General features: G+C 63.2%; 25 protein-coding genes. 14 read left to right on the forward strand and 11 right to left on the reverse strand.

What is annotated here, in order from left to right:
- Positions 1-17 precede the first annotated feature (17 nt).
- Positions 18-608: a chemotaxis protein CheD gene (locus V1479_RS13325; RefSeq protein WP_438620526.1), complete on the forward strand. Its 591-nt coding sequence runs from the start codon at positions 18-20 to the stop codon at positions 606-608.
- Positions 609-692: 84 nt separating this feature from the next.
- Entirely contained in the window at positions 693-1022 is a 330-nt protein-coding gene (locus V1479_RS13330; protein ID WP_368803326.1) for a hypothetical protein, read from the forward strand.
- A gap of 6 nt (positions 1023-1028) precedes the next feature.
- On the opposite strand, the gene V1479_RS13335 is transcribed toward V1479_RS13330, so the two are convergent.
- The 9 genes from V1479_RS13335 to V1479_RS13375 all read right to left on the reverse strand — a co-directional run bounded on the left by V1479_RS13335 (position 1029) and on the right by V1479_RS13375 (position 8464).
- Positions 1029-1415: a DUF8776 family protein gene (locus tag V1479_RS13335; protein WP_368803327.1), complete on the reverse strand. Its 387-nt coding sequence runs from the start codon at positions 1413-1415 to the stop codon at positions 1029-1031.
- Positions 1416-1505: 90 nt separating this feature from the next.
- Positions 1506-1895 carry a response regulator gene (locus V1479_RS13340; protein ID WP_173194702.1) on the reverse strand — a complete coding sequence of 130 codons (390 nt, stop codon included), beginning with the start codon at positions 1893-1895 and terminating at the stop codon, positions 1506-1508.
- Between the two features lie 79 nt (positions 1896-1974).
- Positions 1975-2451, reverse strand: a complete 477-nt coding sequence (locus V1479_RS13345) for a chemotaxis protein CheW (protein WP_173194701.1) — start codon at positions 2449-2451, stop codon at positions 1975-1977.
- A complete protein-coding gene (locus tag V1479_RS13350) occupies positions 2448-4679 on the reverse strand; it encodes a chemotaxis protein CheA (RefSeq protein ID WP_368803328.1) in 2232 nt (743 codons plus the stop codon). Before V1479_RS13350 ends, V1479_RS13345 begins: the two co-directional genes overlap by 4 nt.
- Positions 4680-4699: 20 nt before the next feature.
- A complete protein-coding gene (locus tag V1479_RS13355) occupies positions 4700-5065 on the reverse strand; it encodes a response regulator (RefSeq protein WP_368803329.1) in 366 nt (121 codons plus the stop codon).
- 2 nt (positions 5066-5067) lie between these two features.
- A complete protein-coding gene (locus V1479_RS13360; RefSeq protein WP_368803330.1) occupies positions 5068-5355 on the reverse strand; it encodes an STAS domain-containing protein in 288 nt (95 codons plus the stop codon).
- An 11-nt stretch (positions 5356-5366) separates the two neighbouring features.
- The gene (locus V1479_RS13365) at positions 5367-6875 is read right to left on the reverse strand and encodes a protoglobin domain-containing protein (protein WP_368803331.1); all 1509 of its coding nucleotides are present in this window, start codon (positions 6873-6875) and stop codon (positions 5367-5369) included.
- A gap of 285 nt (positions 6876-7160) precedes the next feature.
- A complete protein-coding gene (locus tag V1479_RS13370) occupies positions 7161-7508 on the reverse strand; it encodes a RidA family protein (RefSeq protein WP_368803332.1) in 348 nt (115 codons plus the stop codon).
- Between the two features lie 74 nt (positions 7509-7582).
- On the reverse strand, positions 7583-8464 hold the full coding sequence (locus V1479_RS13375; RefSeq protein ID WP_368803333.1) for a LysR family transcriptional regulator: 882 nt from the start codon (positions 8462-8464) through the stop codon (positions 7583-7585).
- A 147-nt stretch (positions 8465-8611) separates the two neighbouring features.
- On the opposite strand from V1479_RS13375, the gene V1479_RS13380 reads away from it, so the two are divergent.
- Together V1479_RS13380 and V1479_RS13385 are read left to right on the forward strand one after the other, a co-directional pair.
- A complete protein-coding gene (locus tag V1479_RS13380; protein ID WP_173194696.1) occupies positions 8612-10108 on the forward strand; it encodes a CoA-acylating methylmalonate-semialdehyde dehydrogenase in 1497 nt (498 codons plus the stop codon).
- Between the two features lie 274 nt (positions 10109-10382).
- Positions 10383-10763 carry a hypothetical protein gene (locus tag V1479_RS13385; RefSeq protein WP_368803334.1) on the forward strand — a complete coding sequence of 127 codons (381 nt, stop codon included), beginning with the start codon at positions 10383-10385 and terminating at the stop codon, positions 10761-10763.
- 44 nt (positions 10764-10807) lie between these two features.
- Here V1479_RS13385 and V1479_RS13390 read toward each other — a convergent pair whose 3' ends face one another.
- Positions 10808-11461 carry a GntR family transcriptional regulator gene (locus V1479_RS13390; RefSeq protein ID WP_368803335.1) on the reverse strand — a complete coding sequence of 218 codons (654 nt, stop codon included), beginning with the start codon at positions 11459-11461 and terminating at the stop codon, positions 10808-10810.
- A gap of 102 nt (positions 11462-11563) precedes the next feature.
- On the opposite strand from V1479_RS13390, the gene V1479_RS13395 reads away from it, so the two are divergent.
- The 10 genes from V1479_RS13395 (at position 11564) to pyc (ending at position 24721) form a co-directional block, all read left to right on the forward strand.
- Positions 11564-12457, forward strand: coding sequence for a dihydrodipicolinate synthase family protein (locus V1479_RS13395; protein WP_368803336.1), 894 nt, complete (start codon positions 11564-11566; stop codon positions 12455-12457).
- A gap of 86 nt (positions 12458-12543) precedes the next feature.
- Complete coding sequence (locus V1479_RS13400) at positions 12544-13788, forward strand: NAD(P)/FAD-dependent oxidoreductase (protein WP_368803337.1); 1245 nt, start codon at positions 12544-12546, stop codon at positions 13786-13788.
- 2 nt (positions 13789-13790) lie between these two features.
- Positions 13791-14792, forward strand: coding sequence for a 4-hydroxyproline epimerase (locus V1479_RS13405; protein WP_368803338.1), 1002 nt, complete (start codon positions 13791-13793; stop codon positions 14790-14792).
- Between the two features lie 333 nt (positions 14793-15125).
- Entirely contained in the window at positions 15126-16055 is a 930-nt protein-coding gene (locus tag V1479_RS13410; RefSeq protein WP_368803339.1) for an ABC transporter permease subunit, read from the forward strand.
- Positions 16055-17434, forward strand: coding sequence for a high-affinity branched-chain amino acid ABC transporter permease LivM (gene livM / locus V1479_RS13415; protein WP_368803340.1), 1380 nt, complete (start codon positions 16055-16057; stop codon positions 17432-17434). Before V1479_RS13410 ends, livM begins: the two co-directional genes overlap by 1 nt.
- Positions 17434-18735 (forward strand): helix-hairpin-helix domain-containing protein, encoded by a 1302-nt coding sequence (locus V1479_RS13420; RefSeq protein WP_368803341.1) that lies wholly within the window; start codon positions 17434-17436, stop codon positions 18733-18735. The genes livM and V1479_RS13420 overlap by 1 nt, the downstream gene beginning before the upstream one ends.
- Complete coding sequence (locus V1479_RS13425) at positions 18732-19469, forward strand: ABC transporter ATP-binding protein (protein ID WP_173194689.1); 738 nt, start codon at positions 18732-18734, stop codon at positions 19467-19469. The genes V1479_RS13420 and V1479_RS13425 overlap by 4 nt, the downstream gene beginning before the upstream one ends.
- Positions 19470-19479: 10 nt before the next feature.
- Positions 19480-19812: a DUF6867 family protein gene (locus V1479_RS13430; protein WP_173194688.1), complete on the forward strand. Its 333-nt coding sequence runs from the start codon at positions 19480-19482 to the stop codon at positions 19810-19812.
- Positions 19813-20003: 191 nt separating this feature from the next.
- A complete protein-coding gene (locus tag V1479_RS13435; RefSeq protein WP_368803342.1) occupies positions 20004-21104 on the forward strand; it encodes a branched-chain amino acid ABC transporter substrate-binding protein in 1101 nt (366 codons plus the stop codon).
- A gap of 158 nt (positions 21105-21262) precedes the next feature.
- Positions 21263-24721, forward strand: a complete 3459-nt coding sequence (pyc, locus tag V1479_RS13440; protein ID WP_368803343.1) for a pyruvate carboxylase — start codon at positions 21263-21265, stop codon at positions 24719-24721.
- Positions 24722-24792: 71 nt separating this feature from the next.
- Here the strand turns inward: pyc and V1479_RS13445 are convergent, their stop codons facing one another.
- The gene (locus tag V1479_RS13445; protein ID WP_368803344.1) at positions 24793-25602 is read right to left on the reverse strand and encodes an SH3 domain-containing protein; all 810 of its coding nucleotides are present in this window, start codon (positions 25600-25602) and stop codon (positions 24793-24795) included.
- Positions 25603-25711: the final 109 nt, after the last annotated feature.

Consider the following 25711-nt stretch of genomic DNA (forward strand, 5'->3'; position numbering starts at 1 on the left):
CTGCGGAGTGTATGGCGATGACACGCGGCATGATCGAGCGAAGCCCGCTCGGCGTACCGTCTTCCGTCACCGGCGGGCTGCGCGTCCATGTCGTGCAGGGCGAGCAGTTCGTTACCGACGATCCTGAAGCCGTGCTGACGACGCTGCTGGGAAGCTGTGTGGCCGCATGCATGCGCGACCCCGTCGCCGGTGTTGGCGGCATGAATCACTTTCTTCTGCCGGGCAATCGATCGCAAGGCACGGATTCCCAGGCGCAGCGCCATGGCGTGCATGCCATGGAGTTGCTCGTCAACGCGCTTCTGTCGCGCGGAGCGCGGCGCGAGCGGCTCGAAGCCAAGCTTTTTGGGGGAGCGCGGCTCATCGACGGTCTCACCGACGTCGGCCGGCAGAACGCGGAGTTTGCCGAGCGCTTTCTCGCTGCCGAACGCATTCGTCATGTGGGCGGAAGCCTGCTTGGCGAGCATGGGCGAAAGGTGCAGTTCTGGCCAGTCTCCGGGCGTGCCCGGCAATCGCTGATGGAACGCGAGAGCATCCAGGTGTTCGATGTCGAGCGCCGTACCCGGCCGGTGCCGCCGGTCGAAAGCGATGGCTCAGTCGAGCTGTTCTAGGTTGAAGCGTTGTTGTCGCGGGCAGCAACGCGGGCGCGTCGAGCTGCGATAGCGTTCGCGACTGCAGCCCGCTAGAGTCGCGGCGTGAAGAATATTGCGCACTGGCTTGGTCTGCTGTCGGCGGTGACGTGGTTGCTGCTTGCCGCCCTTGTTGCGGCCAGCGGACTGATCATGCCCTCGACGTTGCCTATCAACTCGGTCGGGGCGATGCCGTTGGCGGTTGTGTCGTTGCTGCAGTGGTGGCGCGTCCGCGCCATGAAACGCGTTTCTGACGAGGCGTCGGCAGGCATCGTCCTAAACCCGTTGCATCGTGTCGACATTGCAACGTCGGCCGCGATGTCGGTAACGGGTGCAACTCTGCTTTTTGGAGCGTCTATGAGGGTCTTTGTAGAAGGGATGCCCGTGTTCGGCTGAAACCTGTCAGAACAGGTCGACTTCGCCCGCAGCGGCTTCGTCCTTAGCCTGGACAGAGGAACCCGTCTGCCCGATCGAGCGCGCCAGCTCAGTCAGCTTGAGGGCACCTGTCGCGGCGCTTGTATCGATCCGCCATTGTGGATGCGCGGCATCGCCAATGGCGCGCAGGAAATCCGCCACGCCGGCAATACGTTGGGCGCTGAGGTCGGCATCCTGCATGGCCTGAACGTAGGCGGCGTCTGCCGCCCCTACATCCCAGGTCGACCGTGCGATGGCGGCCTGGTTGCGGTCGATACGGCGCGCGATATCTTCAAGCTCGAACTGGATGCGGGCAAGAACGTCGGCCACAAGCTCGGCCGTTTCTGCCGCGTCTTCGCGCTGTGCATGGTTCATCGTACTCAACCCTACGCTTTACTCGCACTTCCGACCAAAACCGCGCCCGGCATTCTGCCCCTTGCGTGCGGACTGCCCGCAAGAAGATCCTCAGTGAAGCTTGCCCACGATCGCTTCCAACGCCCTGCGAAGCTGGTCGGGGTTGAAAGGCTTCGTCAGATAGTTGTTGAGGCCGAGCTTGCGCCCCTCGTCCAATACAGCCCGGTCTGGGCTGCCGGTGAGAATCATGAAGGGCGTGCGCGACGTCGGCTTGTAGGTCCGGATCGCGTGCAGGAGCTGCAGCCCGTTCATCTTGGGCATGTTCATGTCGGATATGATGAGATGAGACGGTGTCGTCATCATCATCTTCATCGCCTGTTCGCCGTCGGCCGCCACCTGGATGTTGCGGAAGCCGAGCGTTTCGAGCGCATCCCTGACGAGAAGCCGGCTGGTTGTCGTGTCGTCGACGACGAGGATTTTCAACTGAGCAAGAAGTGACATGGCTCGTTTTCCTTATTGCCCGCTCGCGCGGGATTTCCCTGTCTGTCGCCGCGTTCCCGGTCCCCGCGCGGCTGGGTTGTCAGTTCAGCAGGCCCTGTCCTGCTTGGTTCTGTGTCAGCACGTTGTCGAGCGCGATCAGGCTGATCATGCGGCCTTCCATCGCGATCACGCCCTTCATGAAGGTGCGTGCCAGATCCGAGGCGACGTTGGGGGTCGCCTGGATCGCGCCGGAATCGACGGTCAGGATGTCCGAGACGGCATCGACCAGCAGACCGATCGTCTGGTGTCCCACCTGCGTGATGATGATGACGTGGCGGGCACTCGGCTCCGCCGGCTCGAAACCCAGCCTGGCGGCCAGGTCGACAACCGGCAGCACAGCGCCGCGCAGGTTTATCACGCCCTTCACATAGGCCGACGAATGGGGCAGCGGCGTCGTCTGCGTCCAGCCGCGAATGTCGCGCACCGACATGATGTCGACGCAGAACTCCTGCTCGCCGAGGCGGAAAGCGATCAGCTCGTTGCTCGCCGTGGCGTCCTGTTCCCTGACCTGGATCATGCTGCGCTCCTCTTTCGGTTTGCGTCGGCTCGCGCGACATCGCTGCGAGAGCCGGCAACAATTGCATCGACGTCAAGAATGACAGCCACGCGGCCATCGCCGAGAATGGTGGCTGCCGCCACGCCGAAGACATGGCCGTAGTTGGTTTCCAGGCTTTTGATGACGACCTGCTGCTGGCCGATGATGCCGTCGACCATCAGTGCGCATTGCGATTGGTTCTCGGTCTCCACCATCACCGCCACGCCCTGCAGCGGATCGGCCTCCTCGTCGCGGTAGCTGAGCACGCTGCCGACATCGACAAGCGGGATGAAGGACCCTCGGATGGCGATCACGCGTGCCTTCTCGCCGAGCCCGTGAACATCTGTGGCTTTCGGCTGGAGAGTTTCGACGATGGCCGACAGCGGCACGACCAGCGTCTGCCCGGCAACCGTGACCACCATGCCGTCGAGCACGGCCAGCGTCAGCGGCAGCGACAGGGAGAACGTCGTCCCGTTGCCGGGGCGTGAGGAAATGGTGATGCGCCCGCCGAGCGCCTGGATGGAGCGGCGCACGACATCCATGCCGACGCCACGACCGGAAACGTCCGAGATGGTCGCCGCAGTGGAAAAGCCCGGTGCGAAAATCAGATCGTCGATCTCTGAGTCAGTGAGCTGGGCGTCGGCCTCGATGATACCCTTGTCGACCGCGATCTCGCGCACCTTGGCGCGGTTGATGCCGGCGCCGTCGTCGGAAACCTCGATCACCACGCGGCCGGAGCGGTGGGCCGCGACCATCTTGACCACGCCCTGCTCGGGCTTGCCGGCCTTCACGCGATCCTCCGGCTTTTCGAGGCCGTGGTCGATCGCGTTGCGGATCATGTGCGTCAGCGGGTCGGCCAGCCGCTCGATGACGGTCTTGTCGACCTCGCAATTCTCGCCTTCCGTGACGAGGCGGACCGATTTGCCCGTCATGTCGGCAACCTCGCGTACAACGCGGGACATGCGCTGGAAGATCGGTCGCACCGGCTGGGCGCGGATCGCCATGACGGAATCCTGGATCTCGCGGGTAAGATGCTCGAGGTCGTCAAGACCCACGGCAACGTCCGACAGACGGGCGATGCCAGCTTCGGTTACGCGCTGAGCCAGCATCGACTGGTTGATGACCAACTCGCCGACCAGGTCGATCAGGCGATCGACGCGGTCGAGGTCGACGCGGATGGTGGCGCCGGGCTGCTGGGCAGACTGTGCTGCTGGTTGGGACTGCTGGTTGGCTGCAACAGGTGTCTTCGGTGCGGGTTCCGGAGCCACTGCCGGTTCGATCGGGGCCGACACAGGCTCGACCGCCAGGGCCGGCAGCGCTTCCGACTGGGCTGCTTCCTCAGCGGCGACCTGCGCAAGGATTGCTTCCACGGTCTGGCTGGCACTTTCCTCGTCCATGCCGATGACATTGACGTCGATCGACAGATCGCAATCGAATTCCACGAACTCGAAGATCTCGCGCACCGACTTTTCGTCGGCGTCGGTGGACAGGTCGATCTTCCAGGTCAGGTAGGCGCCTTCCGGATCGATCTCGTCGAGCGGCGGCAGCGCGGACACGTCGCAGGCGACTTCCATATCTCCCAGCCGGCCGAGCTCGCGCAGCAGCCGCAGCGCATCGTTGGCCTTGGAGTAGAGCTCCGGCCTAGGCGTGAAGCTGATCTCGAAACGATGAGCGCCGGTGGCGACATCATCCGAAATCAAGGTATCGAAGGAAATCTGGACCGGTGCGAAGCCGAATTCATCCACCCCGGCGCCGTCGCCGCCCGCGGCCACAGGCTCGAAGGAAAAGTCGGCCGCGGGTGCGGGCTGAACCGCGGGGGCAGGGGCCATGCCGCCAGCCTTGCTCAACTCCTCCGTCATCTGCGCCACGCGCGTCGCATCCATCTCACCGCCATCGCGTGAGATGCGCACCAGATCCGACAGGACGTCGGCGGAACGCAGCATCAACTTGACGACCTGCGGGGTGATTTCGAGTTTTCCGCTGCGCATTCCGTCGAGCGTGGTCTCGAAGGTGTGTGCGAAGCGCACGAGGTCGTCGAGCCCGAAGGCTCCAGCGCCTCCCTTGATCGAGTGAACGGCGCGGAAGACGGCGTTGATCGTCTCGAGATCGCCCTCCTCGCGTTCGATCATCAACAGCCCTTCTTCCATCTCGGTGAGCTGTTCCTCGCACTCCTGAAAGAAGGTCTGCTTGATGGCGGCCATCGTATCCATGATCGGGTGTCCTCCTTCGCTCAGGCGGCGACGCGGTTGATCGCGGTGACGAGCTTGACCGGATCGAACGGTTTGATGATCCAGCCGCTTGCGCCAGCCCGGCGTGCCCGGTCCTTCTTCTCGTCGACGCTTTCGGTCGTCAGCACGAGGATTGGAATGGCGCGATGCCGTTCGGAACCACGCACGGCCTCGATGAAGCCGAAGCCGTCCATGCGGGGCATGTTGATGTCGGTGATGATCACATCCGGATCGCAGGTTTCCAGGACTTCGAGGCCATGCACGCCATCTTCGGCCTGCACGACTTCCATGCCGGCATCCAGAAGGGCCGCCTTCAGCATCTCGCGGATGGTGCGCGAATCATCGACGGTCAGGATTGTCTTCGCCATCGTCAGTTGCTCCGTGCCGTGAATTTTGCGAGGTCGAGGCCTGCGGTCTGGATCGCGTCGACGAAAGCGGGCGAAGGCTCTTCGATCGTCAGCTCGGAGCCGTCAGCGGCCCATGTCGCGGCAGCCGAAAGCAGCACCTGCAGGCATTGCCCGCCGACGCGCTCGATCTGCGACGCATTAAGGGTGAGGTCCTTTCCGCGTGCTGCCAGCAGCTCTGCCGCGAGCGGGCCAGCCGCCTTGATGTCGAGTTCGTTCGGAAGCGTCACGCTTTCCGTGGCGGTTTTGCCCATGCCCCTCTCCTCTAGAATTCTTCCCATTCGGAAGTTTCCGTCCTGACCGCCAATGCGGTCGCCCCTGCAGTTGCGTAAACCGGCTGCCCCCTTGCCGGCCGTCCCGTCTGTGATGCAGCCGCTTTCGCTTTTGCACGAGGCGCGCTGTCGAGAACGAATGCGGAGACGCCCTCGGCGAGCGTCGCGGCTTCGTTGCGCAGCGAGTGGACGGCGGCTGTCGTCTGCTCGACCATCGCCGCGTTCTGCTGCGTGCCCTGATCCATCTCGCTGACGGCGGTGTTGATGTCCGACAGGCCCAAAGACTGCTCTCGCGACGACGACGCGATGCCGGCTACCAGCTCATCGATTTCCACCACGCTGGCGATGATCCGCTCCGAAACGTCGCCGGTTTCGGCCATCAATTTCACGCCCTGCTCAACCTGTGCGGAGCTGGTCGCGATAAGCGTCTTGATTTCCTTGGCGGCGTCAGCGGATCGCTGCGCCAGAGCGCGCACTTCCTGCGCCACCACGGCGAAGCCTCTGCCCGCGTCGCCGGCACGCGCTGCTTCGACACCCGCATTGAGCGCCAGCAGGTTGGTCTGGAAGGCGATCTCGCCGGAGTGCCGTGCTTCTTCGCGTGTAGATACCACCTTGGCCGCAGCCTGCGAGGCGCCGTCGGCGGCGCGCTTGACGCTGCCGGTGATCTGGTTGAGCGCGGCAGCCGTCTGCTCCAGCCGCATGGCCTGGTGCTCGGTGCGACGCGAAAGGTCGTCGGCGGCCCGACCGACTTCCTCTGAGCTCGAACCGATGCTGTCCGCCGATTGCGCGACGGAGGAAAGCGTTCTGGCGAGCGCGGCTGCGGTGTGATTGAAATCGGCCTTGAGCTGGGCGAATTCCGGGGCGAGCCTGTCCTCAAGCCGCGTCGTCAGATCGCCGGCAGCGATACCGCCAAGCGCCCGGGTGATCGCCTTGACCGCCTCGCTCTGGCGCTGTTCGGATTCCAGCCGTGCGTTTTCCGCCTGCCGACGCTTCTCGTCCAGCGATTCCAGATAGGTGGTGATCGCGAGGTCCATGTCGAGCATGATCGCCTTGAGCAGCGCGACAAGCGCCTGGCTCATGGCTTCCGGCCCACTGCGCGACATCAGGCGCGGCCAGTTTTCCTTGACCACCGCTTTGACGAGATGCTCCGCCACGAGCGCATAGCCACCGATGTACCAGGTCGGTTCGAGGCCGAGACGGGCATGGGTTTCGCCGATGCGCCGGACCGCCTGCTCGTAGCTGTCGCCATAGGATGCTTCGGCAATGCCGGTCCAGTGCGTTGCCTGCCGACCCTTTGCGGACTCCAAATGGGTTGCGGACGAAAAGAAGCCGCTGGTCTGCGGGTTGGTCCGCACCTTGTCGTAAAAGACGTTCAGTGCCGGGCCGATTTCGCGCGAAAGGAGAGGCTTGAGGTTCCTCAGATTCTGACGGGTCGAGGAATCGAGACCGATGAAGTCGAGGCGTTCTTCGAGCGTCACCCGGGTCGCATTCGATGCGGCCATTGCAAAAGATTCCCGAGCCGCAGGGAACCGCGGCTATGCGCTGATCTGGATAATCGACATTCCGGTCCAGCCGGATCGGGAGCGCGGCATCATGCCTTTGGTTATTCCCCCACCAAGCCCCGCTGCATCAATAGGCGAGGATTGGTTTCGTTCATGTTAACGCAACCCCTGACGCGGCAAGGGTTTGGATGACGCTGGGGAATGGAAACGTGGCTTTTGCGGCGGCAGGATGCGAGGTGCGCGTGGCTGGAACGGTGAAGCCCCAGCCACGCAGCCGAAGCGGGATTAGTCGTTCTGCGCGGCGATGACGATGATTTCGACGCGGTATTTCGGGGCTGCGAGTTTGGCTTCGCCGGTGGCGCGGGCAGGCGCGTTACCGGGCGCGACCCAGGCATCCCAAGCGGCATTCATCTCGGCGAAGTCGGCCATGTCCGACAGCCAGATCTGTGCGGAGAGAATGCGCTCCTTCGACGAATTGGCCAGCGCCAGCAGGTTGTCGATCTTCGACAGGATCGACTTGGTCTGGTCGGCAACCGACTCGCCGTCGCCAACCTGGCCGGCGAGATAGACGACGCCGTTATGGATGTTGACCTGGCTCATGCGGGGGCCGGTTTCGTGACGGACAATGCTCATGGAATTCTCTCCTGTTGGTGTCGCCGCGTTTCTATTGGCTTCGCCGTTGCCGGGCAATGGGCGCCGTCGCTTGTTCACGTGAAGGTGGCGCGCTCGGCCTCCACGGCGGCGGCTATAAAGGCTGAAACCGCCTGAACGCGCCGCAGCGGGCGAACCGTCTCGTGATACACCAGCCAGTAGGCGCGACGGATCGGCGGGCAGACCGGAACGGGCACAAGGTCATCGTGCGCACGCGCGATAAAGGTGTGGAGGATGCCGATGCCGGCCCCGGACCGCACGGCCTCTACCTGGCCGAGTGCTGACGAAACGGCGAAATCGGCCTGCCAGTCCGGCAGGATTTCGGGCCCGTAGTCGAGTGAAGGGCTGATGAGCAGGTCGGGCACGTAGCCGATCAGGCGGTGGCCGCGAAGATCTTCCGGCGTTTCCGGCAGTCCCCGTGCCGCGGCATAGGCGCGCGAGGCGTAGAGACCAAGCGTGTAGTCGACAAGCTTGCCGGCGACCAGCCGCCCCTCCGTGGGGCGCTCCACAGTGATGGCGATGTCTGCCTCGCGGCGCGACAGCGAGAAGGAGCGCGGCACCGGCACGAGTTGGATCGACAATGCGGGATGGCGCTCGGTGAGTTGGCCGAGGCGTGGAGCGAGAAAGGCCACGCCGAAGCCGTCGGGTGCACCAATGCGCACCACGCCCGCCACCTCGTCGCTTTCCCCGGCGATCTCGGCGCGGGCGGCGATCATGTCCGCCTCGATGCGCTCGGCGACGTTCAGGAAACGCTCGCCTTCAGCCGTGAGCTCGGACCCCGTCGTCAGCCGGCGAAACAGCTTGGCGCCAAGCGCGCGCTCCAGCGCGGCGATGCGGCGCGAGACCGTTGCGTGGTTGAGTTCAAGCCTTCGCGCCGCGCCCAGAATCTGGCCTGCGCGCGCCACCGCCAGGAATATCCGCACGTCGTCCCAATTCATGGCTGCCTCCGCGCTGCGGGATTGCAGCAAATCATGTTCCCAATAGCAGGAACAGCAATCTGTGCACAACGGATGCTGATTTGCTCGCATTGCATTGGCGCAGCGGAAGCGGGACAATGCCGGCAACCAATGTACAGGGAGAGAGCCATGCTCGAGATCGGACATTTCATCGGCGGCAAGCACGTCGCCGGCGCCAGCGGACGCAGCCAGGACGTCATGCAGCCCATGGACGGCTCCGTGCGCGGCAAGGTTGCGCTTGCTTCCAAGGACGAGCTTCGCGCCGCGGTGGAGAACGCCAAGGCGGCGCAGGCCGGATGGGCCGCGACCAACCCGCAGCGTCGCGTGCGCGTGCTGATGAAGTTCCTGGAACTGGTACAGAACGAGTATGACGAGCTCGCCGAGATGCTGGCGCGCGAGCACGGCAAGACCATTGCCGATGCCAAGGGCGACATCCAGCGCGGGCTGGAGGTCGTCGAGGTCTGCATCGGCGCGCCGCACATGATGAAGGGCGAGTTCACAGATGGTGCCGGCCCGGGCATCGATGTCTATTCCATGCGCCAGCCGCTGGGCGTTGTTGCCGGCATCACCCCGTTCAACTTCCCGGCGATGATCCCGCTGTGGAAGATCGCGCCGGCGATCGCCTGCGGCAACGCTTTCATCCTGAAGCCGTCGGAGCGTGATCCGTCCGTTCCGATGCGGATCGCCGAGCTGTTCATCGAGGCGGGGCTTCCGGCCGGCGTGCTCAATGTCGTCAACGGCGACAAGGAGGTTGTCGACGCCATCCTGGACGATCCGGACATCAAGGCCGTCGGCTTCGTCGGTTCGACGCCGATCGCGCAATACATCTATTCGCGGGCAACCGCGAACGGGAAACGCGCCCAGTGCTTCGGCGGTGCCAAGAACCACATGATCATCATGCCGGATGCCGACATGGACCAGACCGTCGATGCGCTGATCGGCGCGGGTTACGGCTCGGCCGGCGAGCGCTGCATGGCGATCTCAGTCGCCGTGCCGGTCGGTCAGGAGACGGCCGATCGCCTCATCGAGCGCCTGATCCCGCGCGTCGAGAGCCTCAAGGTCGGCCCGTCGACCGACAACAGCGCCGATTTCGGCCCGCTGGTCACCAAGGAAGCGCTGGCGCGCGTGAAGAACTATGTCGACGTCGGCGTGCAGGAAGGCGCGAAGCTGGTGGTCGACGGCCGCAACTTTACCATGCAGGGCTATGAAAACGGCTACTATATGGGCGGCTGCCTCTTCGACAATGTCACCGAGGACATGCGCATCTACAAGGAAGAGATCTTTGGTCCCGTCCTGTCGGTAGTGCGTGCGCCGACCTACGAGAACGCCATCAAGCTCGCCAACGACCACGAGATGGGCAACGGCGTCGCGATCTTCACCCGCGACGGCGATGCCGCGCGCGACTTTGCATCCCGTGTGCAGGTCGGCATGGTTGGTGTGAACGTACCGATCCCGGTGCCGATCGCCTACTACACCTTCGGCGGCTGGAAGGCTTCGTCCTTCGGCGACCTGAACCAGCATGGCCCCGACGCCTTCCGCTTCTACACCAAGACCAAGACCGTCACGTCGCGCTGGCCGTCCGGCATCAAGGATGGTGCGGAATTCGTCATCCCGACCATGAACTGATCAGGCGAAACAACGCTTTTCATGTAAAATCAAGGCGGGGGTCCACCGGACCGCCGCCTTATCTTTTGTGAACGTTCAGCGGCGAAAATACCCGAAAAGCTGGATTTTCGTCCGTCATCTGCAGGCGATTGTTACAGACTGTCAAAAAAACGTGATGGAACGTGCGTGGTCCCTGAGAGCTTGTTTTCGCGAGACCCGTTGCATGCTGCGCGGGGCGGTAAACAAGCCGGACCGGTCGCCAATCAGGTGGTCGCCTCGGCATCAGGAGGCTGCAATGGCACGCATCCCACTTCTCATTTCGGCGCTGGCCGCTGGTGCCATGCTCGCTGTTTCTCCACTCGCTTCGGCGACGAGCCCTGAAGACAAGCCCGCTGCAGAGGCCGTTGGTGTCGCCGAAACCCCCGCGCTGAATGCCAACATGCTGGGCATGGCCATGTGCGGAGAGCGTGACGCCGTGGTGGCCGAGCTGTCACAGCAGTTTAACGAGACCCCAATGGCCGTGGGTCAGGTTGACGGTTCTTCGGTTGTCGAGATTCTCGTCTCCGCCAACGGTAGCTGGACGATTCTAGCAACGGGCACTGACGGGAAGAGCTGCATCGTCTCTGCCGGTGAGGGCTTCGAAAGCAACCAGCTGGTGCGTGGCGTCGACGCTTAGAACGTTGTCGCCGAACGTTGTCGCCCGGCACACTCTAAGTCGAGTCACCGGCGGGCAGCGTGTTCGGCAAGCTGACGCAGCATGAGCATCAGACGCTCCGCCTCGCGCCCGGCTTGCCATTCGTCTCCATCGATTACAGCGCGGATCAGCCGGATGTGATGTTCGGCTGATTGCGCGAGACCAGTGTCGCTTTGGTAGCGAAACCAGAAGCGACGGCTGTGGGTTTGCAGCGGAGCGGCTACGCGCACCGCAAAGCTGTTGTCGGAAGCGGCGGCGAAGACATCGTCGAGCTGCTTGTCGGCTTCGAGAAAGGCAAGCGCATCGGCCGCCGCAACGGCATCGTTCATCTGATCCGCCGCGTCGTGCAGGCGTTGCTTGTCTGCTGGCGACGCGTGGCGGGCCGCCGATCGCGCCAGAACGATTTCGACGCCCGTCCGTGCGTCGACCACCAGCGGCCAGTCGTGTGCGAGCAGTGGTGCGACTGCAAGGCCGGCGCGCGGCCTTATCTCGATCAAACCTTCCCATGCCAGACGCTGGATCGCCTCGCGGACAGGGGTGCGACCCAGAGCGAGCCTTTCTATCAGAGCGCCTTCGGTGGTGATGCCGCCAGGCTGAAGGTCGAGCGTGACGATCATCCTTTCCAGCGCACGATAGGCACGCTGTGCCGCGGGCTCGTTGGCGACTTCCGTTTCGATCATCAACCGACTCTCCATCATTCCCTTGATATATCAGCATCCAACGTCGCTTGACAGTCCGCATGCCAACAGATATATCAGTGATATATCAGAAGGAGCAAGGTGATGTGGGCAGGTGTTCTCCCGGCGGTGACGACAAAGTTCACCGAAAACGATGAGCTCGATCATGCCGAGATGGAGCGCTGCTTTTCACTGCAGATCGAGGCGGGTTGCGACGGGCTGATCGTTTGCGGTTCCTTGGGCGAAGGTCCCATGCTGCATGTCGACGAGAAGCTCGCCGTGTTGAAGACGGCCCAAGGCGTCGCCGGGAACAGGCCGGTGCTCCTCACGATTAACGAAGCCGCGACGCGCGACGCATGCTCGCTGGCCAAGGCGGCCGCGAAGGCGGGAGCGAACGGCCTGATGGTCGTGCCAAGTCCGATCTACCACACCAACCCGGAAGAGACCGTCGCCACGCTCAAGGCTGTCGCCGCGGCAGGCGACCTGCCGATAATGATCTATTCGAACCGGCTTGCCTATCGCGTCGACGTTACCGTACCGGTCATGGCGGAGCTTGCTTCCGACTCGCGTTTCATGGCGGTGAAAGAGTCTTCAGATGACATCCGCCGCTCCACCGAGATCATCAACGCTTTTGGCGACAGGTTCGATCTTCTGACCGGCGTGGACAATCTCGCATACGAGGCGCTGTGTGTCGGCGCGGTCGGATGGGTTGCCGGCCTCGTCACTGCTTTCCCGCGCGAGACGGTGGCGATCTACCAGCTTATGAAACAGGGGCGACGCGAGGAAGCGCTGGCCATCTATCGCTGGTTCCGGCCTTTGCTCGACCTCGACGTGTCGACCTATCTGGTGCAAAACATCAAGTTCGTCGAGGCGCTTGCCATCGGGTCCAACGAGCGGGTGCGCGCGCCGCGCCTGCCACTTGCGGGCGAAAGGCGGCAGGCGGCGGAGAAGGTCGTCAGGGATGCCATGGCGACGAGGCCGGAAATGCCGGCGTTCTGAGGCCGGCACCTCAATTCGCAAGCAGTGGGAGTGATGGCATTGCGGTCTGACCTGTCCCTCATCTCGATGGTGTCGCGCGTGCGGCGATGAGGGAGGTCGACGTCGCGATCATCGGTGCGGGCATTGTGGGTATCTGTGCTGCCGCCAGCCTCGCCGAAGCCGACCGCGCCGTCACGGTTTTCGACCGCACCGGCATCTGCGAGGAGACGAGCTCCGGCAACGCCGCCGCGCTGGCTTTTCCCGACGTCCTGCCGCTGGCGCAGAAAGGCATGATGCGGAACCTGCCGCGCTGGCTGGCCGATCCACTCGGGCCGCTTTCCATTCCGCCTTCCTACTTCCCGAAGCTCGCGCCCTGGCTATGGCGCTTCTGGCGCGCGGGCAGTCCGCGCCTTTACGAGAAGAGCCTCGCGGCGCAGTCGTCACTGATGAGGCTGGCCGAAGCGGAATGGATGCGGCTGCTCGATGCGTCCGGCACGCGTTCGATGCTGCGCGAAGAAGGTGCGCTCGAGCTTTACGAAAGCGATGGCGAGTTCAAGGCGTCCCTCCCGGGGTGGCAGGCACGCGACAGGTTCGGTTTCGAATTCCGCCATGTTGCGGGCGATGAGATGGCGGCACTGCAGCCGGGCCTCTCGCCGCGCTTCGTCAAGGGCACGTTCATGCCCGGCTGGAAGAACGTTGCTGATCCGAAATTGCTGGGTAAGGCCGTTTTCGAGCATGCGCGGCGGCGCGGCAGGGTGGCGTTCGAACAGCGCAGGGTGGAAACGATCGCGCCGAGTGACAAAGGTGCGCTGTTGCGGCTGGCCGACGGAGAGGAAGTGCTTTGTCGCGCGCTCGTGGTTGCCGCCGGTGCGTGGTCGCATCGGCTTGCGGCGCCGCTTGGCGACAGGATTCCGCTGGAAACCGAGCGCGGTTACAACACTACGCTGCCTATCGATGCTTTCGACGTGAAGCGGCAATTGATCTTCTCATCCCACGGCTTCGTCGTCACGCCGCTTGAAACCGGGTTGCGGATCGGCGGCGCGGTCGAGCTTGGCGGGCTGGACCGTCCGCCCGACTATCGTCGCTCGAAAGCGATGCTGGAAAAGACGCGGCAATTCCTGCCGGGTCTCAGAACCGAGGGTGGGCGCGAATGGATGGGCTACCGTCCCTCGCTGCCGGATTCCCTGCCGGTCATCGGGCGGTCGCGCAACTCCGCCAGCATTGTCTATGCTTTCGGTCACGGCCATCTCGGGCTGACGCAGGCAGCCGCGACGGGTCGGCTTGTGCGCGATCTCGTGACGGGCCAGTCTCCTGCGATCGATCTTTCGCCCTTTTCGCCGCAGAGGTTCTGAGCATGGCTCGCCATTCGTTTTTCTGCATTGACGGCCACACGTGCGGAAACCCGGTGCGGCTCGTGGCCGGCGGCGGCCCGCGTCTCGATGGCACGACCATGATGGAGCGCCGCGCGCATTTCCTCGAAGAGTTCGACTGGATCCGCCGCGGACTGATGTTCGAGCCGCGCGGACACGACATGATGTCTGGCTCGATCCTCTATCCCTCGACGCGGGAGGATTGCGACATTGCGATCCTGTTCATCGAGACATCGGGGTGCCTGCCGATGTGCGGGCATGGCACGATCGGCACGGTTACCATGGCCATCGAGCACGGGCTGGTGACGCCGAAAACGCCGGGCGTGCTGCGTCTCGATACACCGGCCGGGGTCGTTGTCGCGGAGTATCGCCAGGAAGGGCAATATGTGGAGGAGGTGCGCATCACGAACGTACCGTCCTTCCTTTATGCGGAGGGGCTTGAAGTGGAATGCCCCGACCTCGGCCGCCTCTTTGTGGATGTCGCCTATGGCGGCAATTTCTATGCGATCGTCGATCCGCAGGAGAACTTTTCCGACATGGCGGCGTATTCCGCCGGCTCGCTGATCGCGTGGAGCCCGGTGCTGCGGCAGAGGTTGAATGATCTCTACACCTTCGCGCATCCGGACAATCCGACGATCAACCGGCTGACGCACATCTTGTGGACAGGTGCGCCGACGGTCGAAGGGGCCGATGCCCGCAACGCCGTCTTTTATGGCGACAAGGCCATCGACCGGTCGCCCTGTGGCACCGGCACGTCGGCCCGCATGGCGCAACTGCATGCCAAGGGCAGGCTGAAGCAGGGCGACGATTTCGTACACGAGTCGATCATCGGTTCGCTGTTCAAGGGCAGGGTGGAAAATGAGACACAGGTGGCCGGCCGGCCGGCAATCGTGCCGTCGATCGGCGGCTGGGCACGCATGACGGGGCTCAACACCATCTTCATCGACGACCGCGATCCGTTCGCGCACGGTTTCTCGGTTTTGTAGGGCCTTGCGCATGGTCGGCTTCAACCATGAACCGCAATTCAGGGAGCCGCCATATGATGCAACAAAACGCCGATATCTATCCATTTTTGACGCTTGTTTGCGTGACAGCGTCAATATTCGCCGTGCCGAGACAAGGACATTGCGTTGGGCCGGTGCTAGCTTCCGCCGTGGTCCAAGGGGCGGATGGCGAAGAAGCGCACAACCGTTCGACGTTGCCGGAACCGTCCGGTCGTCGAATTTAAGCGTTGCAATCCGGTCTCGACATAATAGGACTAGGGGAACCAAAGAAAAGGATGCGTCGTACCGGCGACATCCTCGAGGGGTCGCGTAACAATGGAATATTTCGTCCAGCAGCTCATCAACGGGCTGACGCTAGGCTCCATCTATGGCCTGATCGCGATCGGCTATACGATGGTCTACGGCATCATCGGCATGATCAACTTTGCTCATGGCGATATCTTCATGATCGGGTCGTTCATCGCCCTGGCAACTTTCCTGGTGCTGACGACGGTGCTCGGTTTTGCCTTTCTGCCGGTGGTGCTTCTGATCGTTCTGATCGTGTCCATGCTGTTCACGTCCGCCTGGGGGTGGACGGTGGAGCGGCTGGCCTACAGGCCGTTGCGCGGGTCCTTCAGGCTGGCGCCGCTGATCACAGCGATCGGCATGTCGATCGTTCTTCAGAATTTCGTCCAGGTCACACAGGGCGCGCGCGTCAAGCCGCTGCCGCCCCAGATTCAGGGCGGCATCACGCTGATGGAAGGCAACACGGAAAACGGCGCGATCGTCGTCCAGCTTTCCTACATGCAGATCATCATCATCGTCACGACGCTGGTGCTGATGACGCTTTTCACCCTTCTGATCTCGCGCACCTCGCTGGGACGCGCCCAGCGCGCCTGCGAGCAGGACCGCAAGATGGCCTCGCTGCTCGGCGTCAACGTCGACCGGACGATCTCGCTGACCTTCGTGATGGGCGCCGCACTGGCTTCGGTCGCCGGCCTCATGTTCCTGCTGCTCTACGGTGTGATCGACTTCTACATCGGCTTCCTTGCCGGCGTGAAGGCATTCACCGCAGCGGTGCTCGGCGGCATCGGGTCACTGCCCGGAGCCATGCTTGGAGGCCTGCTGATCGGTCTGATCGAGGTGTTCTGGTCGGGCTACTTCAGCGTTGAATACAAGGACGTTGCAGCGTTTTCGATCCTTGCCATCGTGCTGATCTTCCTGCCTTCGGGCCTGCTCGGCAAACCGGAAGTGGAGAAGGTCTGATGTCGGCGGTTTCCACCAACGTGAATCCCGAGAACTCTTTTCAGGCCTCGATCAAGGATGCGCTTCTGGCCGCATTCCTGACCGGCGTGCTCGGCTTCTACTTCCTCGCCTTGCGCACGGACATCGCGCCCGGCGGCCTTGCGATCACCACCCGCTGGGGGCTTTGGCTCTCCGCCATCGCAATCGTCTTTGCGGGGCGCCTGCTGCTGAACCTGTTCGTCTGGCGCACCGACAAGCCCATCACACGGGGCCTCGCTTCCGCAGGCTCCGGCGTCGGCACGGCGTTGCCGGACCTCGGCAAATGGCTTGGCCGGGCACTGTTTGCATTCGCGGTCGTGCTGCCGTTCTTCTTCATCATCTTCTTTCCTGCGCAGCAGCGTCAGTACATCGATCTCGCCATCCTGATCATGACCTACATCATGCTCGGTTGGGGGCTGAACATCGTGGTCGGCCTCGCGGGCCTGCTCGACCTTGGTTACGTCGCCTTCTACGCGGTGGGAGCCTATTCCTTCGCGCTTCTGTCGACGCATTTCGAGTTCATCGGGTTCTGGACGGCGCTGCCGCTTGCCGGCCTGCTCGCCGCCTTCTGGGGGTTGATCCTCGGATTCCCGGTGCTCAGGCTGCGCGGCGACTATCTGGCGATCGTGACGCTTGCCTTCGGCGAGATCATCCGCGTGGTGCTGTTGAACTGGTACGAATTCACCGGCGGTCCGAACGGCATTTCCGGCATTCCGAAGCCGACCTTTTTCGGACTTGAGTTCTCGCGGGGCGAGGGCGGGTTCGCCGATTTCTTCGGGCTCGAATTCTCGACGATCCACCGTTTCGTCTATCTCTACTACATCATCTTCCTGCTCGCGATCATCACCAACATCGTGACGATGCGGCTGAGGCGGCTGCCCGTGGGGCGCGCCTGGGAAGCCTTGCGCGAGGATGAAATCGCCTGCCGCTCGCTTGGCATCAACACGACGAACACCAAGCTGACGGCATTTGCCATCGGTGCGATGTTCGGCGGCTTCGCTGGCTCCTTCTTCGCCACCCGACAGGGGTTCATCTCGCCCGAGAGCTTCACCTTCCTGGAATCGGCGATCATCCTTGCGATCGTGGTGCTGGGTGGTCTCGGATCGCAGATCGGCGTTGTGATTGCCTCCATCGTGATGATCGGCGGCATCGAGATGCTGCGCAATATCGGCTTCCTCAGCCAGATATTTGGGCCTGGCTTCGACCCGACCCAATACCGCATGCTCATCTTCGGCCTCGCCATGGTGCTCATCATGGTGTGGAAGCCGCGGGGACTGGTATCGACGCGCGAACCGTCGGCCGTGCTCAAGGAGAAAAAGAAAATCGGCGCGGACATGGTCGCGCAGGGCGAGGGGCACTGATGAGCGCTGCAGCTATCAGGAAGCCGGCCGAGAGCGCGCCGGCGAAGTGGGACGAGGATCCGGTCCTCACGGTCGAGCATCTGACGATGCGGTTTGGCGGGCTGGTCGCGATCAACGACCTGTCGTTCAATGTGGGCCGCGGCCAGATCACCGCGCTGATCGGCCCCAATGGCGCCGGCAAGACGACCGTCTTCAACTGCGTTACCGGCTTCTACAAGCCGACCGAAGGGCGCATCGTGATGCGGCACGGCCCCGGGCGCCAACAGCAGGCGATCGACAAGCTCACTGAAGGCGGCCTGAAATGGCAGGCGACTTCCGAGGGCGCGGTCTTCCTGCTCGAGCGGATGCCGGATTTCGAGATTTCGCATCAGGCAAAGGTGGCACGCACCTTCCAGAACATCCGTCTGTTCGGTGGCATGACGGTTCTGGAAAACCTGCTCGTCGCCCAGCACAACGTCCTGATGAAAGCGTCGGGTTTCACGCTCGGCGGCATTGTCGGCATTCCGTCATTCCGCAAAGCGGAACAGGCGGCGATCAACAAGGCTGTCTACTGGCTGGAGCAGGTCCATCTGATCGAACGCGCGGACGATCCGGCCGGCGATCTGCCTTATGGCGCGCAAAGGCGCCTCGAGATTGCGCGGGCGATGTGCACCGAGCCGCAGCTTCTGTGCCTCGACGAGCCGGCCGCGGGCCTCAACCCGCGTGAGTCCGCCGAGCTCAACGAACTGCTGCAGTACATTCGGGCCAATCACGAGACGTCGATCCTGCTCATCGAGCACGACATGGGCGTTGTGATGGAGATTTCGGACCACATCGTCGTGCTCGACTACGGCGTGAAGATTTCCGACGGCGATGCCGATTTCGTGCGCAACGATCCGAGCGTCATTGCCGCCTATCTCGGTGTCGAGGACGAAGAAATCGAGGCGGCTCCGGAGGTGGCGTCGCTGGTCGTGGAGGCCATCGGCGGGGATGCCGCCAAGGAGGTTGGCATCACGGCGGCCGCCGTGCCTGCGGCAGACGACGAAGCCCACCCCGGTTCCCGACCATCAGGCCTGGCCGCCGCCCGAGAGGGTGGACCGGACAAGCTGACGCGCATCAAGGGTGTGGGGCCGGTCAACGAGAAGAAGCTGAACGGCCTTGGTATCTGGCATTTCGACCAGGTGGCTTCCTGGAAGAAGGCCGAGGTTGAATGGGTTGGTTCCTACCTTGCCTTCCCCGGCCGCATCGAACGCGAGGAATGGGTGAAGCAGGCGAAGACGCTGGCAAAATCAAGCAAGGGCAAGAGAGGGGGCGCGAAATGAGCACGACAGCGCAAACCCCACTGCTTTCGGTACGCGGTGTCGAGACCTATTACGGCAAGATCGTCGCGCTGCGTGGCGTCGATGTCGACGTCAATCGCGGCGAGATCGTAACACTGATCGGCGCCAACGGAGCCGGCAAGTCGACGTTGATGATGACGATATGCGGCAGCCCGCAGGCGCGCACAGGCTCGGTTATCTACGACGGCACCGACATCACCATGATGCCGACGCACGAGATCATGCGTCTGGGCATTGCGCAGTCTCCCGAGGGACGACGCATATTCCCGCGCATGACTGTTCTGGAAAACCTGCAGATGGGCGCTCAGCTCGTCGCGCCGGAGCATTTCGACGACGACCTGCGCAAGGTCTACGAACTGTTCCCGAGGCTCAAGGAACGCGCCGGGCAGCGTGGCGGTACGCTCTCCGGCGGCGAACAACAGATGCTGGCGATCGCACGCGCTCTCATGAGCCGTCCGAAACTTCTGCTGCTCGACGAGCCTTCGCTTGGGCTTGCGCCGCTAATCGTGAAGCAGATCTTCGAGGCTGTGAAGGAGCTCAACCGCACCGAGGGTCTGACGGTCTTTCTGGTTGAGCAGAATGCATTCCACGCGCTCAAGCTGGCGCATCGCGGCTACGTGATGGTCAACGGCAATATCACGATGAGCGGAACGGGCGCCGAACTGTTGAAGCGCGAGGAGGTGCGTGCCGCCTATCTCGAAGGCGGAAGGCACTGAGGGGCGAGCGATGGAAAATCAGAACACGCTGATCTGGGAAGTCACGATCTGGGAGTTCGTCTTCGTCACGGTGATACTGGCCGGGGCGGCAGCCTACATGACGGGAAGGGCGCTCGCGAATTCATGGCTGGGGACCGGGCATATCATTGCCTATATGGTGCTGCTTGCCGCGGCGACGCGCTTCATCCACTTCGCGTTGTTCAGCGGAACGCTGCTCTCGCCTTATTATTATCTCGTCGACCTCGTGGTGCTGCTGGTCATCGCCACGATCGGCTTCAGGGTGACGCGGTCGAAGCAAATGGCAAGGCAGTATGGTTTTCTCGGCCGAGCGCAAGCCGGTTAACCTTGCCGAGCGGCAAGCTTGCCGCAGTCCGTTGCAGCGACGAAAGTTCGGCGTAAAAGCCTTTATTTCATTGGGAAATTGGGCTTTTATGTCGGTTCAAGCGGGTAGGGAACACCCGCATGCCGCCGGGCAGGGGCATTCGACACCAACCTCGCCGGCGCCGGTTTTGTCAGGTGTTAATGGGAGCAATCATGAAAAAAGCACTCTTGGCGGGCGTTGCGCTCAGCTTCGCATTCTCCACCCCCGCGCTTGCAGAGATCCTCATCGGCACCGCAGGTCCGATGACGGGCCAGTATGCGGCGTTCGGTGAGCAGATGAAGGCTGGCGCCGAGCAGGCCGTGGAAGACATCAACGCCGCCGGCGGCGTCAACGGCGAGATGCTGAAGCTCTTCGTCGGTGACGATGCGTGCGATCCGAAGCAGGCTGTCGCGGTCGCCAACCAGGCGGCGGGCGAAGGCGTGGTCTTCATGGCCGGTCACTTCTGCTCGGGCTCCTCGATCCCGGCTTCGGCCGTTTATGCCGAGGAAGGCATCGTCCAGATTTCGCCGGCTTCGACCAACCCGACCTTCACCGACGAGCGTCCGGGCGACGGCGTCTTCCGTGTCTGCGGTCGCGACGATCAGCAGGGCGACGTTGCAGGCAAGTTCCTCGTTGAGAACTTCGGCGACAAGAAGGTCGCTTTCGTCCACGACAAGACCGCTTACGGCAAGGGTCTCGCCGACGCCACGATGGCGGCTTACGAGGCTGCGGGCGGAAAGCCGGCCATGTACGAAGCCTACACCGCTGGTGAAAAAGACTACAGCGCGCTCGTCTCCAAGCTGAAGGCCGAAGGCGTTGGCGTCCTCTATGTTGGTGGCTACCACACCGAAGCCGGCCTGATGATGCGTCAGATGAAAGAGCAGGGCATGGACACCGTCCTGGTGTCGGGCGACGCTCTGGTCACCGACGAATACTGGGCGATCACCGGTGACGCAGGCGAAGGCACGCTGATGACCTTCTCGCCGGATCCGCGCAAGAACCCGGATGCAGCGCCGCTGGTCGAGAAGTTCCGCGCCAAGGGCGTCGAGCCGGAAGGCTACGTGCTCTACACATACGCCGCTGTCCAGGCATGGGCTGAGGCTGCAACCACGGCTGGCTCGACCGACTTCGACCCGATCGTGACGGCGCTGAACGACGGCAAGTTCAACACGGTGCTCGGCGAGCTCGAGTTTGACGACAAGGGCGACGTGACGCTGCCCGGCTACGTCTTCTACGAGTGGAAAGACGGCAAGTACGACTATCTCGAGCAGTAAGACACCGCATCAACCGGTATCGAACGGCCCGGCGCGCAAGCGCCGGGCCGTCTTGCGTTGCAAGACGAACGAATCTTGCTTCAGCTTGAGGTTTGCAGTGCAGCAAATTACCGCTAAGGAAAGCGGACCGTCCTACAAATGCCAACGGAGAGCCACCTTTGAAGATCAGGAAGCTGCTCGTCGCCAATCGTTCCGAGATCGCCATCCGCGTGTTCCGCGCCGCAAACGAACTGGGCATCAAGACCGTCGCCATCTGGGCGGAAGAAGACAAATATTCGCTTCACAGGTTCAAGGCAGACGAGAGCTATCCGATCGGGCGCGGGCCGCATCTCGCCAAGGATCTCGGCCCCATCGAGAGCTACCTTTCGATCGATGAGGTCATCCGAGTCGCCAGGCAGGCCGGCGTCGACGCCATCCATCCGGGTTACGGCCTTCTCTCCGAAAGTCCCGAATTCGCGGAGGCCTGTGCCGAAGCCGGCATTACATTCATCGGCCCGTCGCCCGAGACCATGCGGCGCCTGGGCAACAAGGTTGCTGCGCGTAATCTGGCCGTCGAGGTCGGCGTCCCGGTCGTGCCGGCGACGGAACCGTTGCCGGACGACATGGAGGCGGTCAGGAAGATGGCTGCCGAGATCGGTTATCCGGTCATGCTGAAAGCCTCTTGGGGCGGCGGGGGACGCGGCATGCGCGCGATCCGCGCGGAGGAAGACCTGGCCCGCGAGGTTACGGAAGCCAAGCGCGAGGCGAAGGCGGCGTTCGGCAAAGACGAGGTCTATCTCGAAAAGCTCGTGGAGCGCGCGCGCCACGTGGAAGTGCAGGTGCTGGGCGACACACATGGCAATGCGGTGCATCTGTTCGAGCGCGACTGCTCGATCCAGCGCCGCAACCAGAAGGTCGTGGAACGCGCCCCGGCGCCCTATCTCGACAACGAACGTCGCGCCGAGCTTTGCGGCTATGCACTGAAGATCGCCGAGGCCACCGACTATGTCGGCGCGGGCACGGTCGAATTCCTGATGGATGCCGATACCGGCAAGTTCTACTTCATCGAGGTCAACCCACGCATCCAGGTCGAGCACACCGTCACCGAGGAGGTGACGGGCATCGACATCGTCAAGGCGCAGATCCACATCCTCGAAGGCGAAGCCATCGGCACGCCTGCGTCGGGCGTTCCTGCACAGGGAGACATCAAGCTCCATGGCCATGCCCTGCAGTGTCGGATAACGACGGAAGACCCGGAGCAGAACTTCATCCCCGACTACGGCCGCATCACCGCCTATCGCGGCGCGACGGGTTTCGGCATACGGCTCGATGGAGGCACGGCCTATTCAGGCGCCGTCATCACGCGGTTCTACGACCCGCTGCTGGAAAAGGTCACGGCCTGGGCGCCCACCGCCGAAGAGGCGATCGCACGGATGGACCGCGCGCTGCGCGAGTTCCGTATCCGCGGCGTGGCGACCAACCTCACCTTTCTGGAAGCCATCATCGGCCACGAGAAGTTCCGCGACAACACATACACCACCAAGTTCATCGACACGACGCCGGAACTGTTCAGCCAGGTCAAGCGGCAGGACCGCGCGACCAAGCTGCTGAACTATCTGGCCGATGTGAGCGTCAACGGTCATCCGGAAACGCGGGGCCGGCCGAGACCCAATGCCGAAGCCGCCCCGCCGCGCGTGCCCTACGTCGACGCGCCGATCCCGAATGGCAGCAAGCAGACATTCGACGAACTGGGTGCCGACGGTTTCGCGAAATGGATGCGTGCACAAACGCGCGTGCTCATGACCGACACCACAATGCGCGACGGCCACCAGTCGCTGCTGGCGACGCGCGTGCGCACGCACGACATCGCCGGCATCGCCGGCGTCTATGCGCGCGCGCTGCCGCAGCTTCTCTCTCTCGAATGCTGGGGTGGGGCTACGTTCGACGTTGCGATGCGGTTCCTCACGGAGGACCCGTGGGAGCGGCTCTCACTGGTGCGGGAGGCAGCACCCAACCTTCTGCTGCAGATGTTGCTGCGCGGCGCGAACGGCGTCGGCTACACCAACTATCCCGACAATGTCGTGCGCTATTTCGTCAAGGAAGCGGCCGCTGGAGGGATCGATCTCTTCCGCGTGTTCGACTGCCTGAACTGGGTGGAGAACATGCGCGTCTCGATGGATGCCGTGCGTGAGGAAGGCAAGCTCTGCGAGGCGGCCATCTGCTACACCGGCGACATCCTCGACCCGGACCGCGCCAAATACGACCTGAACTATTATGTCTCGCTGACGCAGGAACTGGAGCAGGCCGGCGCGCATATCATCGCGGTCAAGGACATGGCGGGGCTTTTGAAGCCGACCGCGGCAAAGGCACTGTTCAAGGCGCTGCGCGAGGCTACCGACCTGCCGATTCATTTCCACACACACGACACCAGCGGTATTGCGGCAGCTACCGTGCTAGCTGCGGTCGACGCGGGTGTGGACGCGATCGACGCGGCGATGGACTCCTTCTCCGGTAACACTTCGCAGCCATGCCTGGGTTCGATCGTTGAGGCCCTGCGGGGCGACGCGCGCGACCCAGGGCTCGACCCCGAGTGGATCAGGAAGATTTCGTTTTACTGGGAGGCGGTGCGCAACCAGTACGCCGCGTTCGAGAGCGACCTCAAGGGACCGGCGTCGGAAGTCTATCTGCACGAGATGCCGGGCGGGCAGTTCACCAACCTCAAGGAGCAGGCACGTTCGCTGGGATTGGAAACACGCTGGCATGAGGTGGCGCAGGCCTATCACGACGTCAATCTCATGTTCGGCGACATCGTCAAGGTGACGCCGTCGTCCAAGGTCGTCGGTGACATGGCGCTGATGATGGTGAGCCAGGACCTTAGCGTCGCCGACGTCGAGAATCCCGCCCGTGACATCGCCTTCCCGGATTCGGTGATCTCGATGCTGCGCGGCGATCTCGGGCAGTCGCCCGGTGGCTGGCCCGCCGCGCTGCAGAAGAAGGCGCTGAAGAACGATAAGCCGATCACCGTGCGTCCGGGATCGCTGCTCGCACCGGCCGACCTCAAAAAGGACCGCAAGGAAATCGAGGAGAAGCTGGAGCGGCCGCTTTCGGATGCGGAATTCGCATCCTGGCTGATGTACCCCAAGGTGTTCAGCGACTTTGCCGCCGCGCAGGAAGAGTATGGCCCTGTCAGTGTGCTGCCGACGCCATCCTATTTCTACGGGATGGAGCAGGAGGACGAGATCTTCGTCGACATCGAGCGTGGCAAGACGCTCGTGATCCGCTGCCTTGCGATCGGCGAGACTGACGAGAAGGGCATGGTCACGGTGTTCTTCGAGCTCAACGGCCAGCCGCGCCGCATCAAGGTGCCCGACCGCGCGCATGGCGCTTCCAACGGCAAGGCGAGGCGCAAGGCCGAGCCGGGTAACGCCGCGCATGTCGGTGCGCCGATGCCGGGCGTGGTCTCGACCGTGGCTGCCAATGCGGGGCAGACGGTCAAGGCCGGCGACGTGTTGTTGTCCATCGAGGCCATGAAGATGGAGACGGCGCTTCATGCCGAACGCGACGGCGAAATCGTCGAAGTGCTGGTGAAGGCTGGCGACCAGATCGACGCCAAGGATCTGCTGGTGGTGTACGCCTAGCTATCCAGCGCTGCCCAATTGCCTTCGGCGGGTGCGGAGCGTACCGGGATGGCGGCTTGGCCGCCGTCCGGTCACTCGTAGCTGAGGAATGTCTTGTAGATGTAGCCGGTGCGACCGTCATATCGGACGGAGCACCAATCGCAGTCCGTCTCGGCCTCGATCTTTTCCAGCGCGGGTACAACCAGCAGCACTTCCGAGTCGTCGGCAGGTCCCGAACGCATATTCACATAGCGCGTGGTGGTGGCCTGCTGCATTGAAGACGCGCCGATGGCGCCGATCGATGCGGTTTCTTCTTCGGAGGGGGCTCCGACATCGGCCTCGACCTCGCGGCGCTGGATCGCTTCGAGCTTGGCGATCTCGTCTTCCGATTCCGCGACGGGAACTGAAGGTGCGAAGGCCGAGATGCCGGGCTTGGCTGGCAATATCGACGAGGTGCGCCCCAAATCCGGCTGGAACGCACTGCCGCTGCCAGCCAAGGTGGCCGGTTCCAGCAACTGGCCGGCAGATTCGACCGACGGAACGGCCGGTTTTGCTGCGGCTGCCGCAACCGCATCCTGATCGGGTGTACCGGACGCGCCGGATGTCTCGGCTTGCGCTGCAACCGGGCTGGCTTGTGCCGCCGGCTGCTCGACATCCGACACGCTGGCCGAAACCACAGCAGGCTGACTGTGATCCTTGCCGGCCTCGCGACCCAGGAACGTTCCCAACAACACGATCAGTGCCAGCCCGCCGACAAGGGTCACGGCGATCGGCGCGGCGGAGGCGGGAAGTTCGGCCCACGTTTCGCGTGACAGACGCGGAAGACGAGGGACGCGCGAGCGGGACCCGAGAGGTGCGAGAAAAGGCTGCTGGACTTGCTTGAACTTGAAGGGACTCTTCACGCTGTTCTCCATGTGGGCGATATGGTGCCCAAACCCGCCTGCCTGCACGAGCGCGCAGGCGGCTATGCCCCTCTCCTTTTGCCTAGTTCCATGGAACCGGAATGTGGCT

Source organism: Neoaquamicrobium sediminum, assembly GCF_040970315.1.
Taxonomy (GTDB): domain Bacteria; phylum Pseudomonadota; class Alphaproteobacteria; order Rhizobiales; family Rhizobiaceae; genus Aerobium; species Aerobium sediminum.

Bases quoted from the DNA above. Each gene is read 5' to 3' on its own strand.
- V1479_RS13325 (WP_438620526.1), top strand. From the start codon at position 18: ATGACACGCGGCATGATCGAGCGAAGCCCGCTCGGCGTACCGTCTTCC.
- V1479_RS13335 (WP_368803327.1), bottom strand. From the start codon at position 1,415: ATGAACCATGCACAGCGCGAAGACGCGGCAGAAACGGCCGAGCTTGTG.
- V1479_RS13340 (WP_173194702.1), bottom strand. From the start codon at position 1,895: ATGTCACTTCTTGCTCAGTTGAAAATCCTCGTCGTCGACGACACGACA.
- V1479_RS13345 (WP_173194701.1), bottom strand. From the start codon at position 2,451: ATGATCCAGGTCAGGGAACAGGACGCCACGGCGAGCAACGAGCTGATC.
- V1479_RS13350 (WP_368803328.1), bottom strand. From the start codon at position 4,679: ATGGATACGATGGCCGCCATCAAGCAGACCTTCTTTCAGGAGTGCGAG.
- V1479_RS13355 (WP_368803329.1), bottom strand. From the start codon at position 5,065: ATGGCGAAGACAATCCTGACCGTCGATGATTCGCGCACCATCCGCGAG.
- V1479_RS13360 (WP_368803330.1), bottom strand. From the start codon at position 5,355: ATGGGCAAAACCGCCACGGAAAGCGTGACGCTTCCGAACGAACTCGAC.
- V1479_RS13365 (WP_368803331.1), bottom strand. From the start codon at position 6,875: ATGGCCGCATCGAATGCGACCCGGGTGACGCTCGAAGAACGCCTCGAC.
- V1479_RS13370 (WP_368803332.1), bottom strand. From the start codon at position 7,508: ATGAGCATTGTCCGTCACGAAACCGGCCCCCGCATGAGCCAGGTCAAC.
- V1479_RS13375 (WP_368803333.1), bottom strand. From the start codon at position 8,464: ATGAATTGGGACGACGTGCGGATATTCCTGGCGGTGGCGCGCGCAGGC.
- V1479_RS13380 (WP_173194696.1), top strand. From the start codon at position 8,612: ATGCTCGAGATCGGACATTTCATCGGCGGCAAGCACGTCGCCGGCGCC.
- V1479_RS13385 (WP_368803334.1), top strand. From the start codon at position 10,383: ATGGCACGCATCCCACTTCTCATTTCGGCGCTGGCCGCTGGTGCCATG.
- V1479_RS13390 (WP_368803335.1), bottom strand. From the start codon at position 11,461: ATGATCGAAACGGAAGTCGCCAACGAGCCCGCGGCACAGCGTGCCTAT.
- V1479_RS13395 (WP_368803336.1), top strand. From the start codon at position 11,564: ATGTGGGCAGGTGTTCTCCCGGCGGTGACGACAAAGTTCACCGAAAAC.
- V1479_RS13400 (WP_368803337.1), top strand. From the start codon at position 12,544: ATGAGGGAGGTCGACGTCGCGATCATCGGTGCGGGCATTGTGGGTATC.
- V1479_RS13405 (WP_368803338.1), top strand. From the start codon at position 13,791: ATGGCTCGCCATTCGTTTTTCTGCATTGACGGCCACACGTGCGGAAAC.
- V1479_RS13410 (WP_368803339.1), top strand. From the start codon at position 15,126: ATGGAATATTTCGTCCAGCAGCTCATCAACGGGCTGACGCTAGGCTCC.
- livM (WP_368803340.1), top strand. From the start codon at position 16,055: ATGTCGGCGGTTTCCACCAACGTGAATCCCGAGAACTCTTTTCAGGCC.
- V1479_RS13420 (WP_368803341.1), top strand. From the start codon at position 17,434: ATGAGCGCTGCAGCTATCAGGAAGCCGGCCGAGAGCGCGCCGGCGAAG.
- V1479_RS13425 (WP_173194689.1), top strand. From the start codon at position 18,732: ATGAGCACGACAGCGCAAACCCCACTGCTTTCGGTACGCGGTGTCGAG.
- V1479_RS13430 (WP_173194688.1), top strand. From the start codon at position 19,480: ATGGAAAATCAGAACACGCTGATCTGGGAAGTCACGATCTGGGAGTTC.
- V1479_RS13435 (WP_368803342.1), top strand. From the start codon at position 20,004: ATGAAAAAAGCACTCTTGGCGGGCGTTGCGCTCAGCTTCGCATTCTCC.